Source organism: Streptomyces sp. NPDC030840 (assembly GCF_055572015.1).
In genome coordinates this window covers 207,865-231,668 of the sequence record NZ_JBVIEE010000010.1, presented here as the reverse complement: position 1 = coordinate 231,668, position 23,804 = coordinate 207,865, and the positions used below count along the sequence as shown (strand labels likewise).

Here is a 23,804-nt window from a genome sequence, read left to right as displayed (position 1 = left end):
ATCGGCCGCGGGCACGCCGGATGCTTCGTCATCTCCGGGCACGCCAGACGACCCATCGGCCGCGGGAACGCCAGACGAACCGTCGGTCCCGGGCACGCCGGATGCTTCGTCATCTCCGGGCACGCCAGACGACCCATCGGCCGCGGGCACACCAGACGAACCGTCGCTCCCGGGCACGCCGGATGCTTCGTCATCTCCGAGCACGCCAGACGAACCGTCGGTCCCGGACATGCCGGACGACCCGTCGGCCGCGGGCACGCCAGACGATCCCTCGGCCGCGGGCATGGCGGGCTGCCCGGCGTCGGGGTGCCGGTCGTCGGGGTGCCGGTCGTCGGGGTGCCGGGCGTCGGGGTGCCGGGCGTCGGGGTGCCGGGCATCGGGGTGCCGGGCGTCGGAGTATCCGGCGTCGGGGCCCTCGCCGGGTGTTCCGCCGGAGGGGCCCGGACCGTGGCGCGCGGCGGCGTCGGGCATCAGCGCCTCACCTCGGGCGGTCGAGTCGCTGGATGAGCAGGTCGGCGAGTCGGTCGCGGCTGGTCGGGGCTGCCGCGTCGGTGAGATAGATCGCGTTCAGCAGCTGGTCGGCGGCGAGGAGTTCACTGCGGGAGCGTTCCAGGAAATGGGTGATCAGGTCGTCTCCGCGCCGCGCGGCCTCGTCACCGAGATGGGCGCGTACGAAGGTGGCGAGCCGTTTGTGGTCCGGCCGGCCGAGCTCCAGGTGGATGCAGCGGCGCATCAGCGGGGCGGGGAAGTCCCGCTCGCCGTTGCTGGTGAGCACCACGAAGGGGAACGCGCGGCAGCGCACCCGGCCGTCGCGCACCCGCACCTTGGCGCCGTCGGCTGTGAGCACCTCGGCCTCGCCGTCCGGCAGCCGGTCGGCGACGCGCTCCAGTTCCGGGATGGCGAACTCGCCCTCCTCCAGTACGTTGAGCAGGTCGTTCGGCAGGTCGATGTCGCTCTTGTCGAGCTCGTCGATGAGCAGGACGCGGGGTGTGTCGTACGGCAGCAGGGCCGTACCGAGGGGGCCGAGGCGGATGTAGCTGCCGATGCCCTCGACCGCTCCGGGGTTGCCCGCCGCGTTGCCGAACCCGCCCTGCGCGGCGATCTGCACGTCCTGGAGCCGGGCGATGGCGTCGTAGTGGTAGAGGCCGTCCTGGAGCGTGGAGCGGCTGACGATGGACCACTTGAGGACGTTGCCCAGGCCCAGTTCGTACGCGACCGAGTGGGCCAGTGTGCTCTTGCCCGCGCCGGGGCTGCCGGTGACAAGGAGGGGGCGGCGCAGATAGAGGGCCGCGTTGATCATCTCGAGTTCCTCGGCGCCGGGCCGGTGCAGCTCGGCGAGGTGCCGGTGCGCGCCGAGCCGGCGGTTCCGGGAGCCGTCCGCGCCGGGGCCGGCGGTCTCCCGGCTCGCGAAGTCGCGCCACGGCGGGGGTGGGGGCAGCCGGTCCATGCCGTCGTGGGGTTCGCCGGCGCCTCGGTAGATGAGCCACTCGCTGGATTCGGTCATGGTCCGGTCCTCGTCGTCACTCGTCCGTCCCTGGCAGCCGTCGAACATGTGGTGTCGAACATGCGTTACGGTCCGTCGAACGTCCCTCACGGTATCGACCCTCGGGAGGCCTGGTAAGAGCCCGGCGGGCTCGGTGGCCGGGTCGGGTCATGGGGCCTCCAGCAGGTCATCACCGGTGCCGGGGAGGGGGTGGTGCGGATCGTCGTAGAGCAGCGCGATGCCGTCCGCCCAGAACGTCTCCGTGCGCCCCGCGCGCACCCCCGCCCGCAGCGTGCGCACGAGTTCCGGAAGCCGGTCGGCGCCACCCGCGACCGCGACCGTGTCGCCCGCCCTCCGGTGGAACTCGCCGCACACGGAGTCCCGTCCGCCCCGCCGGCGCCGCCACAGGACCACGCCGAAGCCGCCGTGCACGATCCGGGCGAGCGCCATCGTGTCGTCCTCGAAGCGCTGGTCGCCGTAGCGGCACAGCACCGGAACGGCGCCGTGGTGCAGACCGCGCAGCCGGTTCACCGTCGGTACGGGTATCCGTAATCCGTCGTCGCAGTCCAGGATTTCCGCCTTGGCCGCGTGCGCGTGCACCCAGTGCCAGCGGGAGGCGCGCTCGTCGTGCGGGTCGTGCGGGTCGTGCTCGTCATGCCCGCCATACTCGCCCCGCGGGCCGCCCCCGTACGGCAGCTCCTGCTCAATTGGCCAGAACTCGCCGCCGCCCAGGGGCTGTTCACGTTCCGCGCTGCGGACGATGACGGGGCGGTACGTGCCCAGCGGCTGCTCTCCGGGCGCCAACTGCCAGGCGTCCACGTCGAGTCCGAGCAGCGCATGAGGCAGCGCGACCTGGAGGACGGCGGGACCGTCGGCTTCGTCGCACTGGCGGAACGCCTCGGCCAGCGGCGCGGCCAGACGCTCGCACAGCCGGTCCAGGGGGACCTGCTCGGCCTCGTCGAGGCGCTCGGTCCCCCCGTCGGGGTGCACCACGGAGACCCGCCAGTCGCAGTGGTCGGGCTGCCAGCCGCGCGGGAGGAGTTCGAGCAGCGCGGACCGGCGGAACGCGCCGTGCGCGGGCGCCACCTCCTGCTCCCCGTGCGCGGGCGCCACCACGTGCTCCCCGTGCGCGGGCGCCGCCACGTGCTCCCCGTGCGCGGGCGCCGCCACGTGGTGTACGGAGTGCGGCTGCGCGTGTCCCTGACCGCCCGACGGCGGCCGCGACGCCTGGGACCGCTGCCGCATCCACTCCGTCCGCTGCTCGGAGAACCTGCGCCGGTGCTTGGGGGCGAGGCGCTGCGCGGCCTGCCGTACCCAGTCCCACAGGGCGTCCTCGGCCTCCTGGGTGCCGGGCGTGGAGTACGGACGCTCGGCGAACAGCACCGCGACCACGTAGTCGAGGATGAGCTTCAGCGCACCGTCGTGGCGCGCGCTGACGTACAGCGCGCCGAGACCGTCGCGCCAGCCGCGCGGCGCCGGTGGCGGAACCGCGGCCTCGTGGTCCGGCAGGGAGTCGAGGATGTCGAGGAGGTCGCGGGTGCTGGCGGGAGGCGGGAGGTCCGCGAGCCGGCCGAGCAACTCGATGCGCTGGTCGGGGCTGAGCGTGCGCCCGGGACGCGCACCGAGCCGGCCCTGTGCGTCGGCCCAGGTGGGACGGACCGAGTCGGCGTGCTGCCGGTCCCGGTGGTAGCGGTCATGGGCGTGGAAGACCGCCTGGTACGAGTCGTCGTGCTCGGCGCGCGTCCCTCCCCACGGTACCGGCAGCGTCCGTAACTGCTCGACGCCCATGGAGGTGCCGCCGCTGCCGCGGTCCGACCGGGACTTCAGGATGCCGATGACCTCGCCGCGCTCGGGATCGACCACCGGTCCCCCGGAGACGCCGGGCGGCAGGTCGTTGTCGCCCAGCCGCGTCTGCACACCCGCGGACGCTCCGCGCACCCCGCCGTGCACCGACAGCGGCCCGTCCAGCAGCACCAGCTGCCCGCCCAGCACGGTCCACCCGGCGTAGAGCACCCTGCTCTCGCTGTAATACGCCGCGGGCCGCTCGGAGACGTACACGCACTCGTGGTCCACGGGTTCGCGGAGCCGTACGAGGGCGAGGTCGGGGGCCGGCCAGGTGCCCTGCGGGGGGAGCCCGGCGTACTCCGGGAGGGTGGCCGCCACCTCTCCGGCGACAGCGGACGTACCCCGGTACGGGCCGTTCTCGTACACCACCGTGACCTCACCCCCCTTCCCGCTCCTCGGCACGTGCGCGCAGGTCAGAACCCAGTTCGGCGCGACGAAGAAGCCACTGCCGAGAAACGTCCCGGGCTCGTCGAGGGCATACCCGACCCCCGCCCGATGGATGCGCACTGTCGCGGCCATGACGAGTTCACGGAGCGCACGGTGGGCGTCGCCGAATCCGTCCGATGCGCCCGGGGCGTGCCCGCCCGTCATGCCCCGCCCCTGGTGGAGGGGGCGCCCGCGCCTCCCTGCACCGAAGCGCCGGAAGACGCGCCCGCGCGCCCGTCACCGAGGCGCACACCGTCGGCCGACCGGGGAGCGGCCGAGCCGGGGGCGGAGGGAGCTGGGACGGAGGGAGCTGGGACGGAGCCTGCCCCGTCCGTCCCCGCCTCCTCAGGGACGGAGGCGGTGTCGGCGGCCGAGCCCGTACCCGACGAGCCGGAGACGGGCGAGCCCGGGTCGGGCGGCCCGCCGTTCCACGTCAGCGTGACCTTGATGCCCGCCTTGGCCTCACCGTCCGCGAGCAGGCCGACGACCTTGCCCGCCTTCGCCGTCAGCTCGATCCCGAACTCGACGCTGACCTCGTCCGGGCGCACCGCCCGCAGCGGTTCGGCCAGCGAGCGCGCGACACTCGTGACGACCGCCTGCAGGCTCTCGACCTGCGCTTCCACCCGTTCCGCGAACCCCGTGTCCGTGTACGACAGCTCCCCGGACTGAACCGCCAGCTCCTCGGCCCCCGATATCCGGGCCCACACGGGCGTCCCGTCCGGCATCTCGATCCGCGCGACGCGCGTCACCGCGTCCTCCATGGCATCCCCCGTTCCCCCGAGCCCCATGGCCCCGCCCGCCCGTCGCGCGCAGGCCAGGGGCGTGGTGGCCGGCCCGCGAGCACCCCTCGGGCGCCCCGCTCCGCCGCATATCCTTTTCCTTGACTTCTCGCACGGGAAGTCCTCGCCCTTTCTTCCCGTAAGGGAAGTGTTCTTCCCGCCAGGGACGATTCCCACCCCTCACAGAACCAACGGAGCACCATCCATGTACTTCACCGACCGCGGCATCGAGGAGCTGGAGAAGCGGCGCGGCGAGGAGGAGTTCACCTTCGAGTGGCTCGCCGAGCAGCTCCGGACGTTCGTCGACCTGAACCCGGACTTCGAAGTACCGGTGGAGCGCCTGGCCACGTGGCTGGCCCGGCTGGACGACGAGGACGACGACGAGTAGATCGACACGTGGGGCATGCGGGACGTACCGGCCCAGCCGCTGTGACGTTTCGTGTCAGTGCCCCGGTCCAGCGTGTCCGCGTGACCTCACTCTTGCAGTCCTACGCCTACTTACGCCCTCGGCCGTGCGTGAGTCCGCCGCCGGCCACACCCTCGCGCTGGAGACCCCCGGCGGTGCCACACCGTCCGGTGAGGCGGCCCATCCGCGGTTCTTCAACGGTTTCCTGACCGCGCCGGCCGCCGCTTCGGCGGCGTTGCTGACGGTCGCCGAAGTGGCGGTCACCCGCTACTACCAGCCGGGGGCGTCGGCCTCACCGGACCCGGTGGTGACGGCGGGCGGCGACCGGCTGCGGATGGAGTCCTTCTCCGGCTGCTGCGGCGTCTACGCGCGCCTGGACGTGCTCGCTGCCGGCCTCGACGGTGACGACGTCGGTCACGGCACCAGCAACGTCGACATCAACTCCCCGCCGCGGAGGGCACTCGCGAGGATCGGCGGCCTCGACCCGCTGCATCTGGCCGTCGGTCCGGACGAGATGGAGGTCAGGACGTTACGTACTGCCCGTCGTGGCCAAGCCCCGGCCCGTACCCGGCCCCATCGCGACGGCCGCCGAGGTCGCGCAGGAGGTCGCAACGGTCGTGGCGAACGACCAGGACGTGGTGGCGTTCGAGCGCGCGCTGGACGGACTGGTTGGGCACGCCCGTCTCGACCGGACCGCTCTGGCCGCGGCGCTGCAGCCGGTCATACGCAGGGAGCCGCGCTGGTCCTCCGACTCCGCCCAGGCCGATCTGTACGACGTGGCGCGGGCGGTACGGGGCGAGGAACCGAGGGAGCGCGCCGTCCACGTCCGCGACGCCGTCCTGCGGGACGGACACGCCCACTCCCTGGCCGGCACGCTGCTCATGGCCCGGCCGACCGAGGCGATCGACGTCATCAAGTCCGGGACGCAGCCGTTCCTGCTGGCCGTGCCGGCCCTCGCCACCGGAGCCCTGGACGCCGCGGTGCTGGTGGAACGGATCTCGGCGTTGGACGACCTCGGCGTCACTCCCGCTCCGGTCGACCTGGCACAGGCGTTGCTGCGGGTCACCCCGATCCGGGAGGAGCGGGTACTGCGCGCGGCCGGCGACCTGCGCTCCGAGGCCGGACAGCGGCTGGCTCGGTGGCTGAACCAGGGCGGCCTGCCGCGCCAGGAATCCGAGCCCGAAGGGTGGCACGGGTCGCAGCATGCGGACGTCACCTCGGAGTGGTGGACCCCCGCCCGGCCCGGCGTGGTCCTCGACCCTCCGCTCCCGCCGGCAGCCGCCGCCCTGGTCGGGCCGTACCGGCACGCGTACATCGCGGAGCCGCCCGCGCCCTTCTGGGGGCGCAGTTGCCGCATCACCGCGAGGAGGTGATGGCCCGCGACTACTTCGGGTCCCGCGACACCTCCCGGAGGTGGACCCGTGTCCTGCCGTTCGTCACGGAGTCCGGCGGCCCCGCGGGATACGCGGTGCACTTGGCTCTCGCGTTCGGCGTGTCGTACGCCCGGCAGGATGAACGGGACGCGGCGGTGGACGCGTTGCCGGTGCTCGCCGCGCGGGGCCGGTTGGACGGCAAACCGCTCGGGCGCCGGCTGTCGGAGCTGCTGCGCTGCGGGCCTGCCACTCACCTCAAGTGGGCCGAGGCGAACCGGGTGTACGGCTCACTGCGCGCCGCGGCCGACACGGGCTCCTACGCCACCGTGTGGTCCTACTCGAAGCGGCCCTGCCGGGACTGCTGCTTGACACACCGGTCCGGGGCGCGGGGGCGCTCCTCTCCCTCGCCGTCGAGTGCGCCTCGCGCTGCGCCGCCAAGGGGGAGATGGCCGAGGTCGTGGCGGTGGCCGGGCGCACGGGATCGAGCCAGTTGGTGAAGAACGCCAGGCTGCTGCGCGACGTGTTGCGCTGAGAGGGCTCGCCTCCCGCGCGCGTACGGCCGCCAGGGCCCGCGCGCGGGAGGCGGGCGCGCTTCCCCTCACGGGGGCGTCGGGCTGCCGTGGGCCGGCGCCAGGCACGGCCATGACGCGCGACGGGCGTCGACCGACGGGGCTGAGCAGGCCTGGGCTTCCGGGGCCCGAGGGGCGCCGCCGACGAGGGAGCGACAGGGAGCGACGAGCGGGCTACGCCGCACGTCCCCGGGGCGTCACCCGAACGGGTGCCTTGACTTTCCATGACCGCGATATATCGTGAATAACGGAAGACGCGATATGGCGCGTCCCGTCCGGTCGAGGAGGTCGGCACCATGCCCGAGTGGTCCGTCGCTGAGCCGCAGAAGCTCACGTTCGACGACCCCGTGACGACCCTCCACGTGCGCATCGTCAGCGGAACGGTGAACGTGATGGGCACGGACGAGGGTTCCCCCCGCCTGGAGGTCTCCGACATCGAGGGCCCACCCCTGACGGTGACGCAGGAGGACGGCACGTTGACGGTGACGTACGACGACCTCCCCTGGAGGGGTTTCCTGAAGTGGCTCGACCGCAAGGGCCGGCGCCGCGATGCGCTGGTCTCCCTGGCGGTCCCGGCGGGCACGCGCGTCGAGGTGGGCGTCGTCGGCGCGACGGCCGTCGTCTCCGGGCTCGACGGGCGCACGGACGTGAAGAGCGTCTCGGGCGACACGACTCTGGTCGGCCTCTCGGGCCCGGTGCGTGCGACGACGGTCTCGGGGAGCGTGGAGGCGCAGGCCGTCACCGGCGACCTCCGGATGAGCTCCGTCTCCGGTGATCTGACGGTCATCGAGGGCTCCTGCCCGACCGTGAAGGCGGACTCGGTGAGCGGCTCGATCATCCTCGACCTCGACCCCACGAACCGCCCCACGGACGTCGGCCTCACCAGCGTCTCCGGCGAGATAGCCATCCGTCTCCCCCACCTCGCGGACGCGGAGGTCGAGGCCAACACAGCGAGCGGCATCATCTCCAACGCCTTCGACGACCTCCGGATCAGCGGCCCCTGGGGCGCCCACAAGATGACGGGACGCCTGGGCGAGGGCAACGGCCGGCTGAGGGCGACGACGGTCTCCGGCTCGATCGCCCTGCTCCGCAGGCCCCCGTCGGAGGACGAGCCGTGGGACACGGACCCGGGGCCCGCACCGCACTCTTCGAACGCGCCGATCCCCCCGGAACCGGAGGATCCGATACCGGTCGGCACCGCCTCCGGCGAGAATGCGTCCGACGGCACGACCGACAAGAAGGTGCTCTGACATGCCCCCCGTCTTCGCCCACGGACGCCTCCGCCTCTACCTGCTGAAGCTGCTGGACGAGGCCCCGCGCCACGGCTACGAGGTGATTCGCCTCCTGGAAGAGCGCTTCCAGGGTCTCTACGCGCCGTCAGCGGGCACCGTCTACCCGCGCCTTGCCAAGCTGGAGGCCGAGGGCCTGGTCACCCACACCACCGAGGGCGGCCGCAAGGTGTACGCGATCACGGACGCGGGCCGCGCCGAGCTGGCCGACCGCAGCGGCGAGCTGGCCGACCTGGAGCTGGAGATCCGCGAGTCGGTGGCGGAGCTGGCCGCGGAGATCCGTGCCGACGTCAGGGGCGCGGCGGGTGACCTGCGCCGTGAGATGCGCGTGGCGGCCTCCGAGGCCCGCAAGGGCAACAGGGCCGACCCCGGACAGCACGGCTCGCTCGGCGATTTCGGCCAGTACGCCGACAACGAGGCCTGGCGCGCCGCGAAGGAGGAGATGCGGCGCGTCAAGCAGGAGTGGAAGGAGCAGGCCCGCCGCGCGAAGGACGAGAGCCGCCGGGCCCGCGAGGAGGCCCAGCGGGCCCGTCACCAGGCCAAGGAGGCCCAGGAGCGCGCCCGTACCCAGGCGCAGGAGGAGGTCCAGCGCATCGCCAGGCGCGTCCAGGAACAGGTCCAGGACCACTTCGCGCGGGGCGACTGGCCGACCGGTGTGCGGGAGGGCCTGTCCGAACTGGCCAAGGAGTTCGGCGATTTCGGAAAGAACTTCGGCAAGGACTCCGGGAAGGATGTCGGCCCGGACTTCGGCTTCGGCCGCCCAGGAGCGGCAGCCGACACGACCGCGGACAAGGCCCCGGAGACGAGCACGGCAGAGTCGTCGAAAACCGCCCCACCGCACCCGGAGTACACGACCACCCCGGCGGGCTTCCCCGCCGAGTACGAGCCCGTGTGGGCCCACGAGCCCTCCACGGGCCATCCCGCCCGCGACCTCGACCGCCTCCTCGACCGCTTCCGTGACGACATCCGCGACGCGGCTCGCGACCACGGCGTCACCGAGGACCAACTCCGCGAGGTCCGACGCCACCTGTCCACGGCGGCGGCCCACATCGGGGCGGCGTTGCGGGTACCCAAGGCCTGAGGGCGAGCGGTGGTGCGTACGGCGGCGTGCAAGGAGGTGTACGCGGAGGCCGAGACGGTCGAGGCTCCCAGGACCTCAGCCGGCCTTCGCCTCTTCCCCGCCGCCCCGGAGCACCCGCTCCACCGCCACATACGTCACCCCGTGATCCGCGAGGGCCTCTGCGGCGACTCCCGGGCGGGCCGTGAGGGCCAGGAGGAGGTGCTCGTCTCCGACATGGCGGTCGCGACGGGCCAGGGCGACGCGGAGGGACTGGGACAGCAGATCCTTGGCACCCCGGGAGAAGGGACGGTGCCGGGACCACCGGCCGCCTCTCCCCCTCGCCCTGCCCGACTCCAACGCCCCCACCCCATGCACCTCTTCGACCCGGGACACGATCTCCGTCAGGTCGATCCCGAGACCGGAGAGGGCCTCCGCGTCGGCGCGGGACAGCCCGCCCCGCCGGCGGGCCTCCGCGACCGCACGCCCCACGGAGCCCCGCCGCCCGGCCAGCCCCAGGGCGTCGAGGGCGAGCGCGGCGCGGCCCGCCTCCCGGTCGAGCAGCGCGAGCAGCAGGTGCTCCTCGTCGACCACGGCCGCGCGCGAGCGTTCGGCGTGGTCGACCGCGCCGAGGACGACGGCGCGGGCGTCCTTCGTGAACCGTTCGAACATCATCGCCTCCCGTACTTCTTGTGCACGGCCTGCCTGCTCACTCCGAGTTCGGTGGCGATCTCCTGCCACGACCACCCCTGTTGGCGCGCACTGCGCACCTGAACCGCCTCCAGCTGCTCCAGCAGCCTCCGCAGTGCGGCGACCGCCCGCAGTCCGATCCGCGGATCACGGTCACCCGCACGCGCTGCGAGATCCGTTGCTTCGGTCATGATGTCAATGTAAGTTGACACGCCCGGCGACGTCAACCCCAGTTGACATTCCCTTCTCTCCCCAGACACACGAAAAGGCGGGCTCGACAGCGCCGAGCCCGCCTTTCACGAGGTCACCCGCAGAACGGGGACCCCCACGCCTCAAGAAGTCGTCAGCACGATCTTCCCGAACAGATCACCGGCCTCCAGACGCTCGAAGCCCTCGCGCGCACGGTCCAGGGGCAGTACCTCGTCGATCACCGGCCGCACACCCGTCGCCGCGCAGAAGGACAGCAGATCCTCCAGCTCGTCCTTCGTGCCCATCGTGGAGCCGACCACCTTCAGCTCCAGGAAGAAGATACGGGTCAGTTCGGCGTGGGAGGGACGGTCACCGCTGGTGGCACCCGAGATGACGAGCGTGCCACCGGGCTTCAGGGACTTCACGGAGTGGGACCAGGTCGCGGCGCCCACGGTCTCGATGACGGCGTCGACGCGCTCCGGGAGCCTCGCCCCCGACTCCAGCGCCTCCACCGCACCCAGTTCCACGGCCCGCTTGCGCTTCGCCTCGTCACGGCTGGTGGCGAACATCCGCAGTCCGGCGGCCTTGCCCAGCACGATGGCCGCCGTGGCCACGCCGCCCCCGGCCCCCTGCACGAGCACCGAGTCGCCCGGCCGCACCCCGGCGTTGGTGAACAGCATGCGGTACGCCGTCAGCCACGCCGTGGGAAGACAGGCCGCCTCCTCGAACGACAGCTCCTTGGGCTTCTTCAGCACGTTCCACGTGGGTACGGCGACGAGTTCGGCGAAGGTGCCCTGGTAGCGCTCGGTGAGGATGGAGCGGGGCTCGTTCGGGCCCACCCCGTGGCCGCTCTGGCCGATCACCGAGTGCAGCACGACCTCGTTGCCGTCCTCGTCGACGCCGGCCGCATCGCACCCCAGGATCATCGGCAGCTTGTCCTCACCCAGCCCGACGCCCTTCAGGGACCACAGGTCATGGTGGTTCAGCGAGGCCGCCCTCACCTTCACGGTCGTCCAGCCGGGCCTCGGTTCGGGAGCCGGGCGCTCCCCCAACTCCAGCCCGTGAAGAGGCTGGTCACGGTCAATCCGAGCAGCGTAAGCAGCGAACATGACCTTGACCCTAGGGCTCCGCCCGAACCTAGGGAACCAACCCCGCCTGTGACATGCCCCTCCGGGGTGCCGCGGGGGCCACTCGTCCGGGGCGCGTCCGGCGCCGCCGGGCACGGCCCGTGCTTCTAAGGGGCGCGGGGAACTGCGCGACAAGCCACGACGGGCCCGCACCCGACCCCACACAGAACCCGGCAGACGAGGCCGACCCGACCCCCCCTGACACAACCGCAGGCACGCACCCAGACGCCAACCCGGAAAACAGTTCGGGCCCCGCCCAACCGGACGGGACCCAAACCCACAGAACGATCCCCGCGGAGCCAACCCGCCAGAGCCAACCCGCGGAGCCAACCCGCTATCGGCGGGCCACGCCCTCCGCCCGGGCCGCCGCCGCGACCGCCGCGGTGACCGCCGGGGCGACCCGCTCGTCGAAGGGCGACGGGATGACGTAGTCGGCCGCGAGGTCGTCACCGACGACCGACGCCAGCGCCTCCGCCGCAGCGATCTTCATGCCCTCGGTGATCCGGGAAGCCCGCACCTGCAGCGCGCCGGCGAAGATCCCGGGGAAGGCCAGCACGTTGTTGATCTGGTTCGGGAAGTCCGACCGCCCGGTGGCGACCACGGCCGCGTACTTGTGGGCGACGTCCGGGTGCACCTCGGGGTTCGGGTTGGCCATGGCGAACACGAACGCCCCGTCGGCCATCGACGCCACCGCGGGCTCCGGCACCGTGCCGCCGGACACGCCGATGAACACGTCCGCACCCGCCAGCGCCGCCTCCAGCGACCCGGACAGCCCGGACTTGTTCGTGATCTCCGCGAGCTCCCGCTTGACCGGGGTCAGGTCGTCCCTGTCGGCCGACACAACGCCCTTGCGGTCCGCGACCGCGACGTCCCCGATCCCGGCCTCCAGGAGCATCTTCGCGATGGCGACACCGGCCGCACCCGCGCCCGAGATCACCGCCCGCAGGTCGCCCAGCTCCCGCCCGGACAGCCGCGCGGCGTTCCGCAGTGCCGCCAGCGTCACGACCGCCGTACCGTGCTGGTCGTCGTGGAAGACCGGGATGTCCAGCCGCTCCTGCAGCCGCCGCTCGATCTCGAAGCACCGCGGTGCCGAGATGTCCTCCAGGTTCACACCGCCGAACGAGGGCGCGAGCCGGACCACCGTCTCGATGATCTCGTCCACGTCCGTGCAGTCCAGCGCGATCGGCACGGCGTCGACGCCCCCGAACTGCTTGAACAGGATCGCCTTGCCCTCCATCACGGGGAGGGAGGCCTCCGGCCCGATGTCGCCGAGGCCGAGGACAGCCGTGCCGTCGGTCACCACGGCGACCACGGACGACTTCCACGTGTAGTCGTGGACGAGGGCCGGCTGCTCGGCGATGGCGGTGCACACACGCGCGACGCCGGGCGTGTAGGCGAGGGACAGGTCGTCCTTGTCGCGGACCGGCACGGTGGCCTGCACGGCCATCTTGCCGCCGCGGTGCAGCGCGAAGGCCGGGTCGAAGGAATCGAGGGGCTCGCCCCCGCCTTCCTGGTCCGCGTTGCCGCCGCTCTTGTCGGTGCGAGGATTCACGATCTCCGCTGCCATGTTCTGTTTACCCCTTAAGTCTTCATTGTTTGAGGGTGTCCACTCCCGGTCAGGGGTGGGCGGGCACCACGCAAAGGTCCCGATGACCTATACGCACGGACGGATGGCCGAATGGCCGATACGTACAGGCGGATGGCCGGATACGCACGGGCAATGCGCGACGGGCGCGCCGCACACGCGCCCTGGGCCCCGGATGAGGGGTGTAAGGAACCTTCTTACCGGACGGACCGCACCGGCGACGAGTCCATCACGCGAAGATCACACGCCGAAGAGGCGAGGTGTGACCGGTTTCGCCGAACCCGCGAACACCTCCGTGACATGTCACACAACAGGCGCGACAACAACCGCCGACGGGCCGCACACATGAGGGGTTAGCGTTCGACCGCATACTGAGATGCACCGAAGATCTTCCGGCCGGAAGGGCGTATTCCCGCACGGGATGCGGCCATCGACGACCGTCCCGCGGCGGTTCGGGGGTCACCCGTTATCCGATTTTGACATATCCAGTCACCTGAATGCCCAAGTCCGAATGGCAAGATGCCGTAATCACACAAGGTCGCCACACCCAATGACGTGTGCTGTCGTGACCCAACGGCACAACCGTTGCATCTCCCATCCACCCCAGCCGGAGGACACCACCATGAAGGCAGGCAAGACCCGTCGCACCACCGCCATGCGCTCCCGGACAGCCGCGGTCGGAGCGATCGCGGTAACGGGCGCCCTGCTGCTCACCGGCTGCGGTGACCAGACCAAGGACAGCGGCAGCGACTCGGAGACCGCGAACACGAGCTCCGCGCCGCTCGCCGACAAGCTGCCCGCGGACATCCGCAAGGCGGGGGTCATCAAGGTCGGCTCGGACATCGCGTACGCGCCGGTCGAGTTCAAGGACGAGTCCGGCAAGACGGTCGGAATCGACCCCGACCTGGCCGACGCCATGGGCAAGCAGCTCGGCGTGAAGTTCGAGTTCGAGAACGGCACCTTCGACACGCTGCTCGGCGGTCTGCGCTCCAAGCGCTACGACATAGCGATGTCGGCCATGACGGACACCAAGGACCGCCAGGAGGGTGTCGACTCCGAGACGGGCAAGAAGGTCGGCGAGGGCGTCGACTTCGTCGACTACTTCACCGCGGGTGTCTCGATCTACACCAAGAAGGGCGACACCCAGGGCATCAAGACCTGGGCGGACCTGTGCGGCAAGAAGCTGGTCGTCCAGCGCGGCACGGTCTCGCAGGACCTGGCCAAGGCCGAGGCGAAGAAGTGCCCCAAGGGCAAGCCGATGTCCATCGAGGCCTTCGACAACGACCAGCAGGCCCAGACCCGGCTGCGCTCGGGCGGCGCGAACGCCGGCTCCTCCGACTTCCCGGTGGCCGCGTACGCGGTGAAGACCTCGGGCGGCGGCAAGGACTTCGAGCTCGTCGGCGAGCAGGTCGAGGCGGCCCCGTACGGCATCGCGATCGCCAAGTCGAACACCGAACTGCGGGACGCCGTCAAGGCGGCGCTGGACGCCGTCATCGCCAACGGCGAGTACGACAAGATCATCAAGAAGTGGGGCGTCGAGGACGGCGCGGTCAAGGAAGCCACCATCAACGGCGGCAAGTGAGCGCGTACCCCTCATCGCGTCACTGAAAGGCAACATCCGTGACTGACATCAAGAAGGCGGACAGGCCGGCGGACACCCCGCCGGCCGGGCCGGAGGCCATCAAGGCCGTCCCGGTCCGGCACTACGGCCGGTACGCCGCCGCGGTCGTCGCCCTCGGCATCCTGGGGCTGCTGATCTGGGCCTTCGCACGCGGCAACATCAACTGGGGAGCGATCCCCGACTACTTCTTCAACGACCGCATCGTCACGGGCGTCCGCGAAACGCTGCTGCTGACGCTGCTCTCGATGATCATCGGCATCGTCGGCGGCGTCGTGCTCGCCGTGATGCGGCTGTCGAAGAACCCGGTGACCTCGTCGATCGCGTGGTTCTACATCTGGTTCTTCCGGGGCACCCCGGTCCTGGTCCAGCTGTTCGTCTGGTTCAACCTCGGCTTCGTCTTCGAGTACATCAACCTCGGGCCGGTCTACAAGGACGAGTGGTCCGACTTCATGACGCCGTTCCTGACGGCGCTGCTCGGACTCGGCCTGAACGAGGCCGCGTACATGGCGGAGATCTGCCGTGCCGGTCTGCTGGCCGTCGACGAGGGCCAGACGGAGGCCGCGCACGCGCTCGGTATGAGCCACGGCAAGACCCTGCGCCGGATCGTCATCCCGCAGGCGATGCGCGTGATCGTGCCGCCCACGGGCAACGAGGTCATCAACATGCTCAAGACGACCTCGCTGGTGGCCGCGGTCCAGTACTACGAACTTCTGCGGTACGCCCAGGACATCGGCCAGACCTCCGGCGCCACGGTCGAGATGCTCTTCCTGGCCGCCGCCTGGTACCTGATCCTCACCTCGATCCTGAGCGTGGGCCAGTACTACGTCGAGCGGTACTACGCGCGCGGCTCCAGCCGCCAGCTGCCGCCGACCCCGTTGCAGAAGGTCAGGGCCAACCTGCTGTCCCTGTCCAACCGTTCGGCGACGACGGGAGGCACCGCGTGACCGCCATGGTGAAGGCCGAGGGCGTCCACAAGTCGTTCGGCCACGTGCAGGTCCTCAAGGGCATCGACCTCGAGGTGAAGTCGGGTGAGGTGTTCTGCCTCATCGGGCCCTCAGGCTCCGGCAAGTCGACCTTCCTGCGGTGCATCAACCACCTGGAGAAGATCAACGGCGGCCGCCTGTACGTGGACGGGGAGCTGGTCGGCTACCGCCAGAAGGGCGACAAGCTGTACGAGCTCAAGGACAGCGAGGTCGCCCTGAAGCGCCGGGACATCGGCATGGTCTTCCAGCGCTTCAACCTGTTCCCGCACATGACGGCCCTGGAGAACGTCATGGAGGCGCCGGTCCAGGTCAAGGGTGTCAGCAAGGGCGAGGCCAGGCAGCGGGCGATGGATCTGCTGGACCGGGTCGGTCTCGCCGACAAGGCGGGCAACTACCCGACCCAGCTGTCCGGCGGCCAGCAGCAGCGCGTGGCCATCGCCCGGGCGCTGGCGATGGACCCGAAGCTGATGCTCTTCGACGAGCCGACGTCGGCGCTCGACCCCGAGCTGGTCGGTGACGTACTCGACGTCATGCGCGACCTCGCCGAGTCCGGCATGACGATGGTCGTGGTCACCCACGAGATGGGCTTCGCCCGCGAGGTCGGTGACAGCCTCGTCTTCATGGACGGCGGTGTGGTCGTCGAGTCCGGCAATCCCCGTGACGTCCTGACGAACCCGCAGCACGAGCGCACGCAGTCGTTCCTGTCGAAGGTTCTGTGACGCTCCGCTGAGAACCCGTCCGAGCAGGGCCCCGGAGGGGCGGTACGAGTCGTCGTACCGCCCCTCCCGCGTTGTCCCGGCCCGGCCGCCCGCGCCGCCGACAGCGGTCCGGGCGGCCGCGCAGAGGCGTGTACGGCTACTTGAGCGCGAGCACCAGCGAGTCCGAGGGCGAGCACCACACCGCCCGGGCCTCCGCGAAGCCCTTCTCCCGCAGCGTGCGCGCGTGCCACTCGACGGAGTGGAAGTCGCCGTCCGCGTGATCGCCGTAGATCTCGAAGCGGCGGGCGGTGGGCTCGGCGAGGACGGGGTCCTGGGCGGCGAGCTGCCACCATGCGGCCCAGTCGAGGACCCCGTCCCGCTCGGCCTGATCCATCCGGGCGTGCCGGTGCGCACGCTCCGCCGCGTTGATCCGGGGCGTCGACTCGTCGATCATGTGGTCCGCGTTCATGAAGACACCACCGTCGCGGACGAGCTCCGCGACCTGACCGTAGAGGGCCGCGAGGGGTTCGGTGGGCAGCCAGTGCAGTGCGGTGGCGGTCAGCACGGCGTCGTACGTGTCGTACGGCAGCCGCGTCACCCATGCGGGGTCCTTCAGGTCGGCCGTCACCAGCGTGACCCGGTCGTCACCGCCGAAGGTGCCCTCCGCGATGGCGAGGAGGGCCGGGTCGAGGTCGACGCCGACGCTGGTGGACTCAGGGAACCGCGCGAGCAGCCTGGCCGTGATACTTCCCGTACCACAGGCGAGATCCAGAACACGGGGTGCGGGGCCGGCGACGGCCTCGACCATGTCCAGCATCACCCGGAACCGCTCCTCGCGGTCCGGCAGGTACCACTCCTGCTGCCGGTCCCAGCTCTCCTGCCAGGCCTGCCAGTCGGTTCCGGTGGTGGTGGTCATGAGAGCCCCTTTCAGCACTGCGTCTCCACAGCACCCCGTAATACCCTGAAAGCACAGTTGGTCGTTACCTCTCCGCCCGCACGACAATAGAGCGCCACCGTAAGGACTACAAGTGGAACTGGCCTATTACTCGGACTACGCGGTCCGTCTCGTCAACACCGAGGAGCCGACCCGGGGCACGGACACGCTCACCTCGGTGGACGCCGTCCGCGATCTCTTCGGGGGCAACCAGTCGGCGGCCCGCCGCGCCACCGACGCCGACGTGACCCGCTTCCGTTCGGTCCGGGCACGGCTGCGCGCGGTCTTCGAGGCGGCGGACGGCGGCGACGAGACGCTGGCGGTGGACCTTCTGAACTCACTCCTCCTGGAGTTCCCCGTCAGCCCGCAGATCTCCGGCCACGACTTCCGGGACGACGACGGACGTCCCCTGTGGCACATGCACCTGGCGGACCACCCCTCGAACGCGACCGCCGGCTACGCCGCCATCGCCGCGATGGGCCTGGCCTTCCACCTCACCGAGTACGGCGTGGACCGCCTCGGCCTGTGCGAGGCCGCGCCCTGCCGCAACGCCTACCTCGACACCTCCACCAACCGTTCCCGGCGCTACTGCTCGGACCGCTGCGCGACCCGCGCCAACGTGGCCGCCTACCGGGCCCGCAAGCGCCTGGAGGCGGACCGGTCGGCGAGCACGGGCCGGGCGGCCACCAGCGCCCAGCGCACGAGCGCGAACGGCGAACGCTGACCGTCGGGCCGGGGCCGGGGCCGGTACCGGAACCGGACCTTGCCGAGCACGAGCTCGTCCGGCACGACCCCGTAGTCCGTGCTGTCCCCACCCGCGTACGGATTGTCACCGAGCACCCACCAGCCGCCCTCACGCCGCTCGGCGGCCCGCTTCACCACCAGGAGGTCCTGCTGGAAGGGATGCCGCAGGACGACCACGTCACCGGTCCTCAGGCGCGCCCCGTAGTGCACGACCAGCCGGTCCCCGTGCCGGAGCGTGGGCACCATCGACGGCCCCGTCACCTCGGCCACCCCGAACGGCAGCACGGCCCTCCCCCGCTCCGTCTCCTGCGACAGCTCCGGCATCACCGGCACCTCCCCGGTCGGGTCCTCCACAGTCCCAGTCTCACCCCGGACTTTTGTCCTAAGCCCATGGGGGCACTCGCGAAAACCCCTTCCCCAGGGAGTAATGTCCCACCTGAGAAGACGATCACGAGGAAGGATTGCTCCATGCTTTCCCGCCTGTTTGCCCCCAAGGTCAAGGTCAGCGCGCACTGCGACCTGCCCTGCGGTGTGTACGACCCGGCCCAGGCCCGCATCGAGGCGGAGTCGGTGAAGGCCGTGCAGGAGAAGATGGCCGCCAACGACGACCCGCACTTCCAGGCTCGCGCGACCGTCATCAAGGAGCAGCGCGCCGAGCTCGCCAAGCACCATGTCTCCGTCCTCTGGAGCGACTACTTCAAGCCGCCGCACTTCGAGAAGTACCCGGAGCTGCACCAGCTGGTCAACGACACCCTCAAGGCCCTCTCGGCCGCCAAGGGGTCCACCGACCCGGCGACCGGCCAGAAGGCGCTCGACTACATCGCCCAGATCGACAAGATTTTCTGGGAGACCAAGAAGGCCTGACCGAAGGCCATATCGCGACGACCGGCGAGCGGTGCACCCTCGCGGGCCCGCGAACTCAAGGAAGGGGCCCGGCCGACACCACGGCCGGGCCCCTTCGCGCATCCTGGCTCACCTCCGCGGCCCCGCCCCCTTCCAGGTGCGGGAGTAGCCCTCTCTCAGGGGCCCGCCGACGAGGTCGAGGACGGCGCGCGTGGCAGTGGCGAGAGGTGTCGGATCGGCCCGTTCGGCGACGGCGAGATGGCCGTCGAGGAGGGACCGGCCGAGCACCGGGTCGGCTGCCAGGAGACGGCGGGGCAGCCATTTCCCGCCACCGGTCCAGGCGTTGTGGTGGGCCGTGAGGAGATCGGCGGCGTCCTGCAACGCCCGGCCCGCCACGACGAGTCGCTCATGGCGGTCGGTCGTGTCGCACAGGTCGTCCAGCAGACGGTGAGGCCGTACCGCAGCCCTTCGACGTCCTGCGGGGTGAGCGGCTCCGGCCCTGCGGACAGCAGCTCACGGGCTCTGGCCCGGGCGTCGGACGCGTGTCCGTCCGGGTCGTGGACGGTGACGGATTCCGCGTAGATGAACAGCATGGTGCCGCGGCGGCTCCTCCTGTCCGAGGCGAAGACCTCCTCCAGCGCGGAGCGCGTGTGCAGGAAGGCCTCCACCACCCGCGCATCGTGGCGCACCGTCTCCCTCCGAGGCACCGAGCCCTCCGGAAGCAGCACCGCCACGTCAAGGTCGCTGGTGGGCGTGGCGTGGCCGCGAGCCGTGGAGCCACCGAGGACGGCCGCGAGGGCGTCCGGGTAACGGGTGGCCACCAGGCGCACGGCCTGCTCGACGGGTTCGGCAGTGGCGGGCATGTCCGGCATCGTGCCAGAGATCCGCCCGCTGAGCTGCGGGTTTCAAGGCCCGAGTAGATTGTCCGGGGAATCGGTGCCCCACGCGCTGGTACGCGGGTTCCCACCTGCTCCCGAACCGTACGAGAGCGAGCGGCGCGCATGGCTGAAGCGATCCGATGGGCTTACGTCTTCGTCGACCGGCCGATGGCCCGGTTCGAGCAGGCGTGTGACTTCTGGACGGCGGTGACCGGCACCAGGCTGTCGGAACGCCGGGGCGAGCAGGGCGAGTTCGTCACCCTGCTGCCCGAGGGCGCTGACGCCTGTGTGAAGGCGCAGGGGGTCGAGGACGGGGACGGCGGCGCTCACATCGACCTCGCCGTCGAGGACCCGTCTGCTCTGGCCGACGCGGCGGTCCGGCTGGGGGCCGAGGTCGTCGCCCCGCTGCACATCGGAAAGGTGCTCCGCTCCCCCGGCGGTCAGCTGTTCTGCGCGGTGCGCTGGGACGGGGAGTCCGTACGGCCGCCGGTGGTCGGGCAGAGCCGTCTGGACCAGGTGTGCGTCGACGTGGCCCCGGCCGCCTTCGCCACCGAGGTCGCCTTCTGGACCGGCCTCACGGGCTGGGACTCGCGGCCGGGCGCGCTCCCGGAGTTCCACGTACTGAGGCCGCCCGCCGGTCTTCCCCTGCGCGTCCTGCTGCAGCGCCTCGGCACCGATCGCCCCACCTCCGCCCATCTCGACCTCGCGTGCGCCGACATCGCCGCGGTCCGGGCCCGGCACGAGGAGCTCGGCGCCACGTTCGTCGCCGACGGCGCCCGTTGGACGGTGATGCGGGACCCTGCGGGCGGCACGTACTGCCTGACGGGCCGCGACCCGGAGACGGGTGGGCTGCCGGTCTCCTCCCCTGCCTGAGGCTATGGCTTCAGCCTGGCCGCCCGCGCCCGCAGATAGCGCCGTTCGGGGAGGCTGAGCGTCTTGCGGGCGGCCGGCTCGCAGGTGCCGCGGGCCGATTCGGTGTCGCCGGTCCGTTCGAGGAGATGGGCGCGGACCGCGTCGAGGCGGTGCGCCGCGCCCGGTGGGTGGCGGGCCGGGTGTCTCGGCGGCGCACGGCGTTCCGGTTTACTTCGGCGGCGGCGCGCCCGCGGTGCCCTTCACCGCCGATCCGCCGGGCTGCTTGCCCCTGGCGCCTTCCTCGGTCGGCTCGACGTACGCGGTGCACTGGGGGTTCCGGCACGGCCCAGGGGTCCAGAGAGGCACCCAGGCGCCGAGCGTCTTGTGCCGCCGTACCACCGTGGCCACGGGCTGTCCGCAGACGGGACAGACCTGCTCGTCTCTGTCCATTCCCCCAGAGTATTGCGGGACGGTGGCGTGCGCTCCCCTCGCGTCAGCACTTCCTGGTGTACGTCCGCACGACCGCCCCGTTCCGCAACGCGCGCCCGGAGACGGGCGGGGCCCGCGCACCGTGGGGATGCGCGGGACCTGCCTGGCCGGAGCCACCGATGCCGTACGAGGTCAGGTCAGCACGGTACCGGCGGCTCCGGGGTCTTGATCGCGGTGGCGTCGTCCGCGTGGACGGGCTGGTTCCCGGCTGCGCGGACGCGTCGCTCAGTTGCTGCGCCGCGTCACGAACTCCGCCAGCGCGAGGAGGCCGCCCGCCGCCTCCGGGTCGGGGACCGCGCGGGACAGCTCGTGCATCGCCCGTGACATACGGTCGGCCGCCTGCCCCTGGGCCCAGTCGCGACCGCCCGCCCGTTCCACCGCGAGGACCGTGCGCTCCAGCTCTCCCTCTTCGTACGGCAGCCCGTACAGCTCGGCGAGTTCGGCCGCCGCCGGGGTTCCGGAGGTGAGCGCGGCGACGACGGGCAGCGACTTCTTGCGGGCCATGAGGTCCGCCCCGGCCGGCTTGCCGGTGCGCCTCGGATCACCCCAGATGCCGATCACGTCGTCGATCAGCTGGAAGGCGAGCCCGGCCGCACGCCCGAACGCGTCCAGCGCCTCCACGTCCTCGTCGTCCGCGCCCGCGTACAGCCCTCCCAGCGCGCAGGCGCACCCGAGCAGCGCGCCGGTCTTGGCCTCCGCCATGGCGAGCACCTCGTCCAGGGTGACCTCGCCGGGGGCTCGCCTCTCCATGGCCGTGTCCGCGTGCTGACCGGCGCAGAGCTCGACGACACAGGCCGCCAGCCGGGCGGCGGCCGCCGCGGACGCCGGATGCGGGTCCTCGGCGAGCAGCCGCTGGGCCAGCGCCTGCAGGGCGTCCCCGGCGAGGATCGCGTCCGCGTCGCCGAACACGGCCCACGCGGTGGGCCGGTGCCTGCGGGTGGTGTCCCGGTCCATGACGTCGTCGTGGAGCAGCGTGAAGTTGTGCACCAGTTCCACCGCCGCGGCGGCGGGTACGGCGGCGGACCGCGGGCCGCCGAGTGCCGAGGCCGCGGACAGCACGAGTGCCGGCCGTATGGCCTTGCCCGCTCCGCCCGTCGCCGGGGTGCCGTCCGCATGCTCCCAGCCGAAGTGGTAGCGCGCGACCCGGCGTATCGGAACCGGCAACGACTCGACGGCCCGGCGCAGCTCGGGGTCGACCGACGCCCGAGCCCGCTCCAGGATCCCCGCCGCCTCCTGTGCGTCGAGGGGGCTCGACGAGCCCTGCGGTCCGATCGCCCCCGCGATGCCCGCCGAACCAGCGGAGCTCACCTCACCAACGGGGTGCGTCGAACCTGCGGGGCTCGCCGAGCCTGCCGAACGGGCGCCCCCTGCCGGGCTCACCTGGTGTGTGGGAGACGCCGGGGACATCGGTGCGGCCGGCCTGTTCGCCCCTGTCATGGACTCACCCACGGGCTCGCCTCGGGGAGACCTCGCAGCACAGGGCGTCGGGGCGCGGTCGGTCACCGCCAGCGGCCGATCTCGACGTTCTCCAGAACGCCGAGCGCGTCGGGCACGAGCACCGCCGCCGAGTAGTACGCCGTCACCAGGTACTTGATGATCGCCTGTTCGTTGATGCCCATGAACCGCACGGACAGGCTTGGCTCGATCTCGTCCGGGATGCCCGACTGCCGGAGCCCGATGACGCCCTGCTCCTCCTCTCCGGTACGCATGCAGATGATGGACGTCGTCCTGGCGTCGCTGACCGGGATCTTGTTGCACGGGAAGATCGGCACCCCGCGCCAGGTGGGGATGCGGTTGCCCGCGATCTCGACGCTCTCCGGCACGAGCCCGCGCTTGTTGCACTCACGGCCGAACGCGGCGATCGCACGCGGGTGGGCGAGGAACAGCTTCGAACCCCGCCGCCGGCTGAGCAGCTCGTCCAGGTCGTCGGGGCTGGGCACGCCGTCGTGCGGCTGGAGACGCTGGTCGTACTCGCAGTTGTGGAGGAGCCCGAACTCGCGGTTGTTGATGAGCTCGTGCTCCTGGCGCTCCTTCAGCGCCTCGACCGTCAGCCGGAGCTGCTGCTCCGTCTGGTTCATCGGCTGGTTGTAGAGGTCCGCCACGCGCGTGTGGATGCGCAGGACGGTCTGGGCGACGCTCAGTTCGTACTCACGCGGTGCGGCCTCGTAGTCCACGAACGTGTGCGGGATGTCCGGCTCGCCGGTGTGGCCGGCGGCGAGCTCGATCTCCTTCTCGCCGTACTTGTTGGTGCGCTGGGCGGGGATGGAACGCAGCTGCTGGAGGTGCTCGCGCAGGGAGTCGGAGCGCTCCGCGATCTGTTCGAGGGCCTGGCGGGGCAGGGCGAGAACGGTACACGCGGTCACCGCGCGTGCCGTGTACTCCCAGATCGCGCCCGGGTCGAGGAGCGCCTGGTCGCCGAAGTACGCCCCGTCAGCGAGGACACCCAGGACCGCGTCGTCCCCGTACGGGCCCGTGCCGATCTTCTCCACCTTGCCGTGGGCCAGCAGGAACACCTCGTCGGCGGGGCTGCCGAACTCCGCGAGCACCGTGCCGGCGCCGAACTCCCGCTGCTCGCAGCGCCGGGCGAGCTCGCCCAGGACGTCGTCGTCCTCGTACGACCGCAGGGCCGGCAGTTCACCCAGCTCGGCCGGGATGACCGTGACCTGGTCACCCGTCTTCACGAAGGTGATGCGGCCGTCGCCCACCGCGTAGCTGAGCCGCCGGTTCACCCGGTACGTGCCGCCCTGCACGTTCACCCACGGCAGCATCCTCAGCAGCCAGCGGGAGCTGATCTCCTGCATCTGGGGTGCGGACTTGGTGGTCGTGGCCAGGTTCCGCGCGGCTGAGGTGCCGAGACTCTGCTGCGGCTTCTCCTGCGCGTGGACCTCTTCGCCTACCGACATAAAGGAATGCCCTCCCGGTCGTGCCCTGGTCTCGCGGTCAT

General features: G+C 71.5%; 24 protein-coding genes and 1 pseudogene. 12 read left to right on the top strand and 13 right to left on the bottom strand.

The features are described 5' to 3' along the window. Positions 1-478: 478 nt before the first annotated feature. The 3 genes from ACZ49J_RS23095 to ACZ49J_RS23085 form a co-directional block, all read right to left on the bottom strand. Complete coding sequence (locus ACZ49J_RS23095) at positions 479-1,504, bottom strand: AAA family ATPase (protein WP_467450852.1); 1,026 nt, start codon at positions 1,502-1,504, stop codon at positions 479-481. Between the two features lie 147 nt (positions 1,505-1,651). Then, positions 1,652-3,919: a VMAP-C domain-containing protein gene (locus tag ACZ49J_RS23090; RefSeq protein WP_467450853.1), complete on the bottom strand. Its 2,268-nt coding sequence runs from the start codon at positions 3,917-3,919 to the stop codon at positions 1,652-1,654. Further along, a complete protein-coding gene (locus ACZ49J_RS23085; protein ID WP_467450854.1) occupies positions 3,916-4,503 on the bottom strand; it encodes a CU044_2847 family protein in 588 nt (195 codons plus the stop codon). The genes ACZ49J_RS23090 and ACZ49J_RS23085 overlap by 4 nt, the downstream gene beginning before the upstream one ends. A gap of 235 nt (positions 4,504-4,738) precedes the next feature. Between ACZ49J_RS23085 and ACZ49J_RS23080 the strand changes: the two genes are divergently transcribed. The 6 genes and pseudogenes from ACZ49J_RS23080 (at position 4,739) to ACZ49J_RS23055 (ending at position 9,251) form a co-directional block, all read left to right on the top strand. Next, the gene (locus tag ACZ49J_RS23080) at positions 4,739-4,921 is read left to right on the top strand and encodes a DUF6104 family protein (RefSeq protein ID WP_467450856.1); all 183 of its coding nucleotides are present in this window, start codon (positions 4,739-4,741) and stop codon (positions 4,919-4,921) included. A gap of 124 nt (positions 4,922-5,045) precedes the next feature. Beyond that, positions 5,046-5,508, top strand: a pseudogene (locus tag ACZ49J_RS23075) (SWIM zinc finger family protein); the annotation flags it as partial. Continuing rightward, positions 5,485-6,312: a hypothetical protein gene (locus tag ACZ49J_RS23070; RefSeq protein WP_467450984.1), complete on the top strand. Its 828-nt coding sequence runs from the start codon at positions 5,485-5,487 to the stop codon at positions 6,310-6,312. The pseudogene ACZ49J_RS23075 and the gene ACZ49J_RS23070, both read left to right, overlap by 24 nt. A 328-nt stretch (positions 6,313-6,640) precedes the next feature. Further along, the gene (locus tag ACZ49J_RS23065) at positions 6,641-6,844 is read left to right on the top strand and encodes a hypothetical protein (RefSeq protein WP_467450858.1); all 204 of its coding nucleotides are present in this window, start codon (positions 6,641-6,643) and stop codon (positions 6,842-6,844) included. A 333-nt stretch (positions 6,845-7,177) separates the two neighbouring features. Then, a complete protein-coding gene (locus ACZ49J_RS23060) occupies positions 7,178-8,131 on the top strand; it encodes a DUF4097 family beta strand repeat-containing protein (protein ID WP_467450859.1) in 954 nt (317 codons plus the stop codon). A 1-nt stretch (position 8,132) separates the two neighbouring features. Continuing rightward, complete coding sequence (locus ACZ49J_RS23055; RefSeq protein WP_467450861.1) at positions 8,133-9,251, top strand: helix-turn-helix transcriptional regulator; 1,119 nt, start codon at positions 8,133-8,135, stop codon at positions 9,249-9,251. Between the two features lie 75 nt (positions 9,252-9,326). Here ACZ49J_RS23055 and ACZ49J_RS23050 read toward each other — a convergent pair whose 3' ends face one another. The 4 genes from ACZ49J_RS23050 to ACZ49J_RS23035 all read right to left on the bottom strand — a co-directional run bounded on the left by ACZ49J_RS23050 (position 9,327) and on the right by ACZ49J_RS23035 (position 12,800). Continuing rightward, entirely contained in the window at positions 9,327-9,899 is a 573-nt protein-coding gene (locus tag ACZ49J_RS23050) for a Clp protease N-terminal domain-containing protein (protein WP_467450980.1), read from the bottom strand. Then, positions 9,899-10,108, bottom strand: a complete 210-nt coding sequence (locus ACZ49J_RS23045; RefSeq protein ID WP_467450862.1) for a helix-turn-helix domain-containing protein — start codon at positions 10,106-10,108, stop codon at positions 9,899-9,901. Before ACZ49J_RS23045 ends, ACZ49J_RS23050 begins: the two co-directional genes overlap by 1 nt. Positions 10,109-10,249: 141 nt before the next feature. Continuing rightward, complete coding sequence (locus ACZ49J_RS23040) at positions 10,250-11,215, bottom strand: zinc-binding dehydrogenase (RefSeq protein WP_467450863.1); 966 nt, start codon at positions 11,213-11,215, stop codon at positions 10,250-10,252. Positions 11,216-11,567: 352 nt separating this feature from the next. Further along, on the bottom strand, positions 11,568-12,800 hold the full coding sequence (locus tag ACZ49J_RS23035) for an NAD(P)-dependent malic enzyme (RefSeq protein ID WP_467450865.1): 1,233 nt from the start codon (positions 12,798-12,800) through the stop codon (positions 11,568-11,570). A 640-nt stretch (positions 12,801-13,440) separates the two neighbouring features. Here ACZ49J_RS23035 and ACZ49J_RS23030 point away from each other — a divergent pair. The 3 genes from ACZ49J_RS23030 to ACZ49J_RS23020 are packed head-to-tail and all read left to right on the top strand — an operon-like array spanning position 13,441 to position 16,141. After that, a complete protein-coding gene (locus tag ACZ49J_RS23030; protein ID WP_467450867.1) occupies positions 13,441-14,400 on the top strand; it encodes an ABC transporter substrate-binding protein in 960 nt (319 codons plus the stop codon). A gap of 38 nt (positions 14,401-14,438) precedes the next feature. Next, complete coding sequence (locus ACZ49J_RS23025) at positions 14,439-15,383, top strand: amino acid ABC transporter permease (RefSeq protein WP_467450868.1); 945 nt, start codon at positions 14,439-14,441, stop codon at positions 15,381-15,383. Continuing rightward, positions 15,380-16,141 carry an amino acid ABC transporter ATP-binding protein gene (locus ACZ49J_RS23020; protein WP_467450869.1) on the top strand — a complete coding sequence of 254 codons (762 nt, stop codon included), beginning with the start codon at positions 15,380-15,382 and terminating at the stop codon, positions 16,139-16,141. The genes ACZ49J_RS23025 and ACZ49J_RS23020 overlap by 4 nt, the downstream gene beginning before the upstream one ends. Before the next feature lie 136 nt (positions 16,142-16,277). Here ACZ49J_RS23020 and ACZ49J_RS23015 read toward each other — a convergent pair whose 3' ends face one another. Continuing rightward, complete coding sequence (locus tag ACZ49J_RS23015) at positions 16,278-17,036, bottom strand: class I SAM-dependent methyltransferase (protein WP_467450870.1); 759 nt, start codon at positions 17,034-17,036, stop codon at positions 16,278-16,280. Between the two features lie 112 nt (positions 17,037-17,148). Here ACZ49J_RS23015 and ACZ49J_RS23010 point away from each other — a divergent pair, with 112 nt between their 5' ends. Continuing rightward, the gene (locus tag ACZ49J_RS23010; RefSeq protein ID WP_467450871.1) at positions 17,149-17,778 is read left to right on the top strand and encodes a CGNR zinc finger domain-containing protein; all 630 of its coding nucleotides are present in this window, start codon (positions 17,149-17,151) and stop codon (positions 17,776-17,778) included. Here ACZ49J_RS23010 and sodX read toward each other — a convergent pair. Continuing rightward, positions 17,682-18,122 (bottom strand): nickel-type superoxide dismutase maturation protease, encoded by a 441-nt coding sequence (gene sodX / locus ACZ49J_RS23005; RefSeq protein WP_467450981.1) that lies wholly within the window; start codon positions 18,120-18,122, stop codon positions 17,682-17,684. The two genes, ACZ49J_RS23010 and sodX, sit on opposite strands and share 97 nt — an antisense overlap. 144 nt (positions 18,123-18,266) lie before the next feature. Here sodX and sodN point away from each other — a divergent pair, with 144 nt between their 5' ends. Beyond that, a complete protein-coding gene (gene sodN / locus ACZ49J_RS23000) occupies positions 18,267-18,662 on the top strand; it encodes a superoxide dismutase, Ni (RefSeq protein ID WP_031140564.1) in 396 nt (131 codons plus the stop codon). Positions 18,663-18,817: 155 nt separating this feature from the next. Here the strand turns inward: sodN and ACZ49J_RS22995 are convergent, their stop codons facing one another. Continuing rightward, a complete protein-coding gene (locus ACZ49J_RS22995) occupies positions 18,818-19,504 on the bottom strand; it encodes a nucleotidyltransferase domain-containing protein (RefSeq protein ID WP_467450872.1) in 687 nt (228 codons plus the stop codon). 138 nt (positions 19,505-19,642) lie between these two features. Between ACZ49J_RS22995 and ACZ49J_RS22990 the strand changes: the two genes are divergently transcribed. Further along, positions 19,643-20,392: a VOC family protein gene (locus ACZ49J_RS22990; protein WP_467450873.1), complete on the top strand. Its 750-nt coding sequence runs from the start codon at positions 19,643-19,645 to the stop codon at positions 20,390-20,392. A gap of 207 nt (positions 20,393-20,599) precedes the next feature. Here the strand turns inward: ACZ49J_RS22990 and ACZ49J_RS22985 are convergent, their stop codons facing one another. The 3 genes from ACZ49J_RS22985 to ACZ49J_RS22975 form a co-directional block, all read right to left on the bottom strand. Next, positions 20,600-20,821: a hypothetical protein gene (locus ACZ49J_RS22985; RefSeq protein ID WP_467450875.1), complete on the bottom strand. Its 222-nt coding sequence runs from the start codon at positions 20,819-20,821 to the stop codon at positions 20,600-20,602. A 264-nt stretch (positions 20,822-21,085) separates the two neighbouring features. Beyond that, entirely contained in the window at positions 21,086-22,309 is a 1,224-nt protein-coding gene (locus ACZ49J_RS22980; RefSeq protein WP_467450876.1) for a family 2 encapsulin nanocompartment cargo protein polyprenyl transferase, read from the bottom strand. A gap of 50 nt (positions 22,310-22,359) precedes the next feature. After that, positions 22,360-23,763 carry a family 2B encapsulin nanocompartment shell protein gene (locus ACZ49J_RS22975; RefSeq protein WP_467450877.1) on the bottom strand — a complete coding sequence of 468 codons (1,404 nt, stop codon included), beginning with the start codon at positions 23,761-23,763 and terminating at the stop codon, positions 22,360-22,362. Positions 23,764-23,804 lie beyond the last annotated feature (41 nt).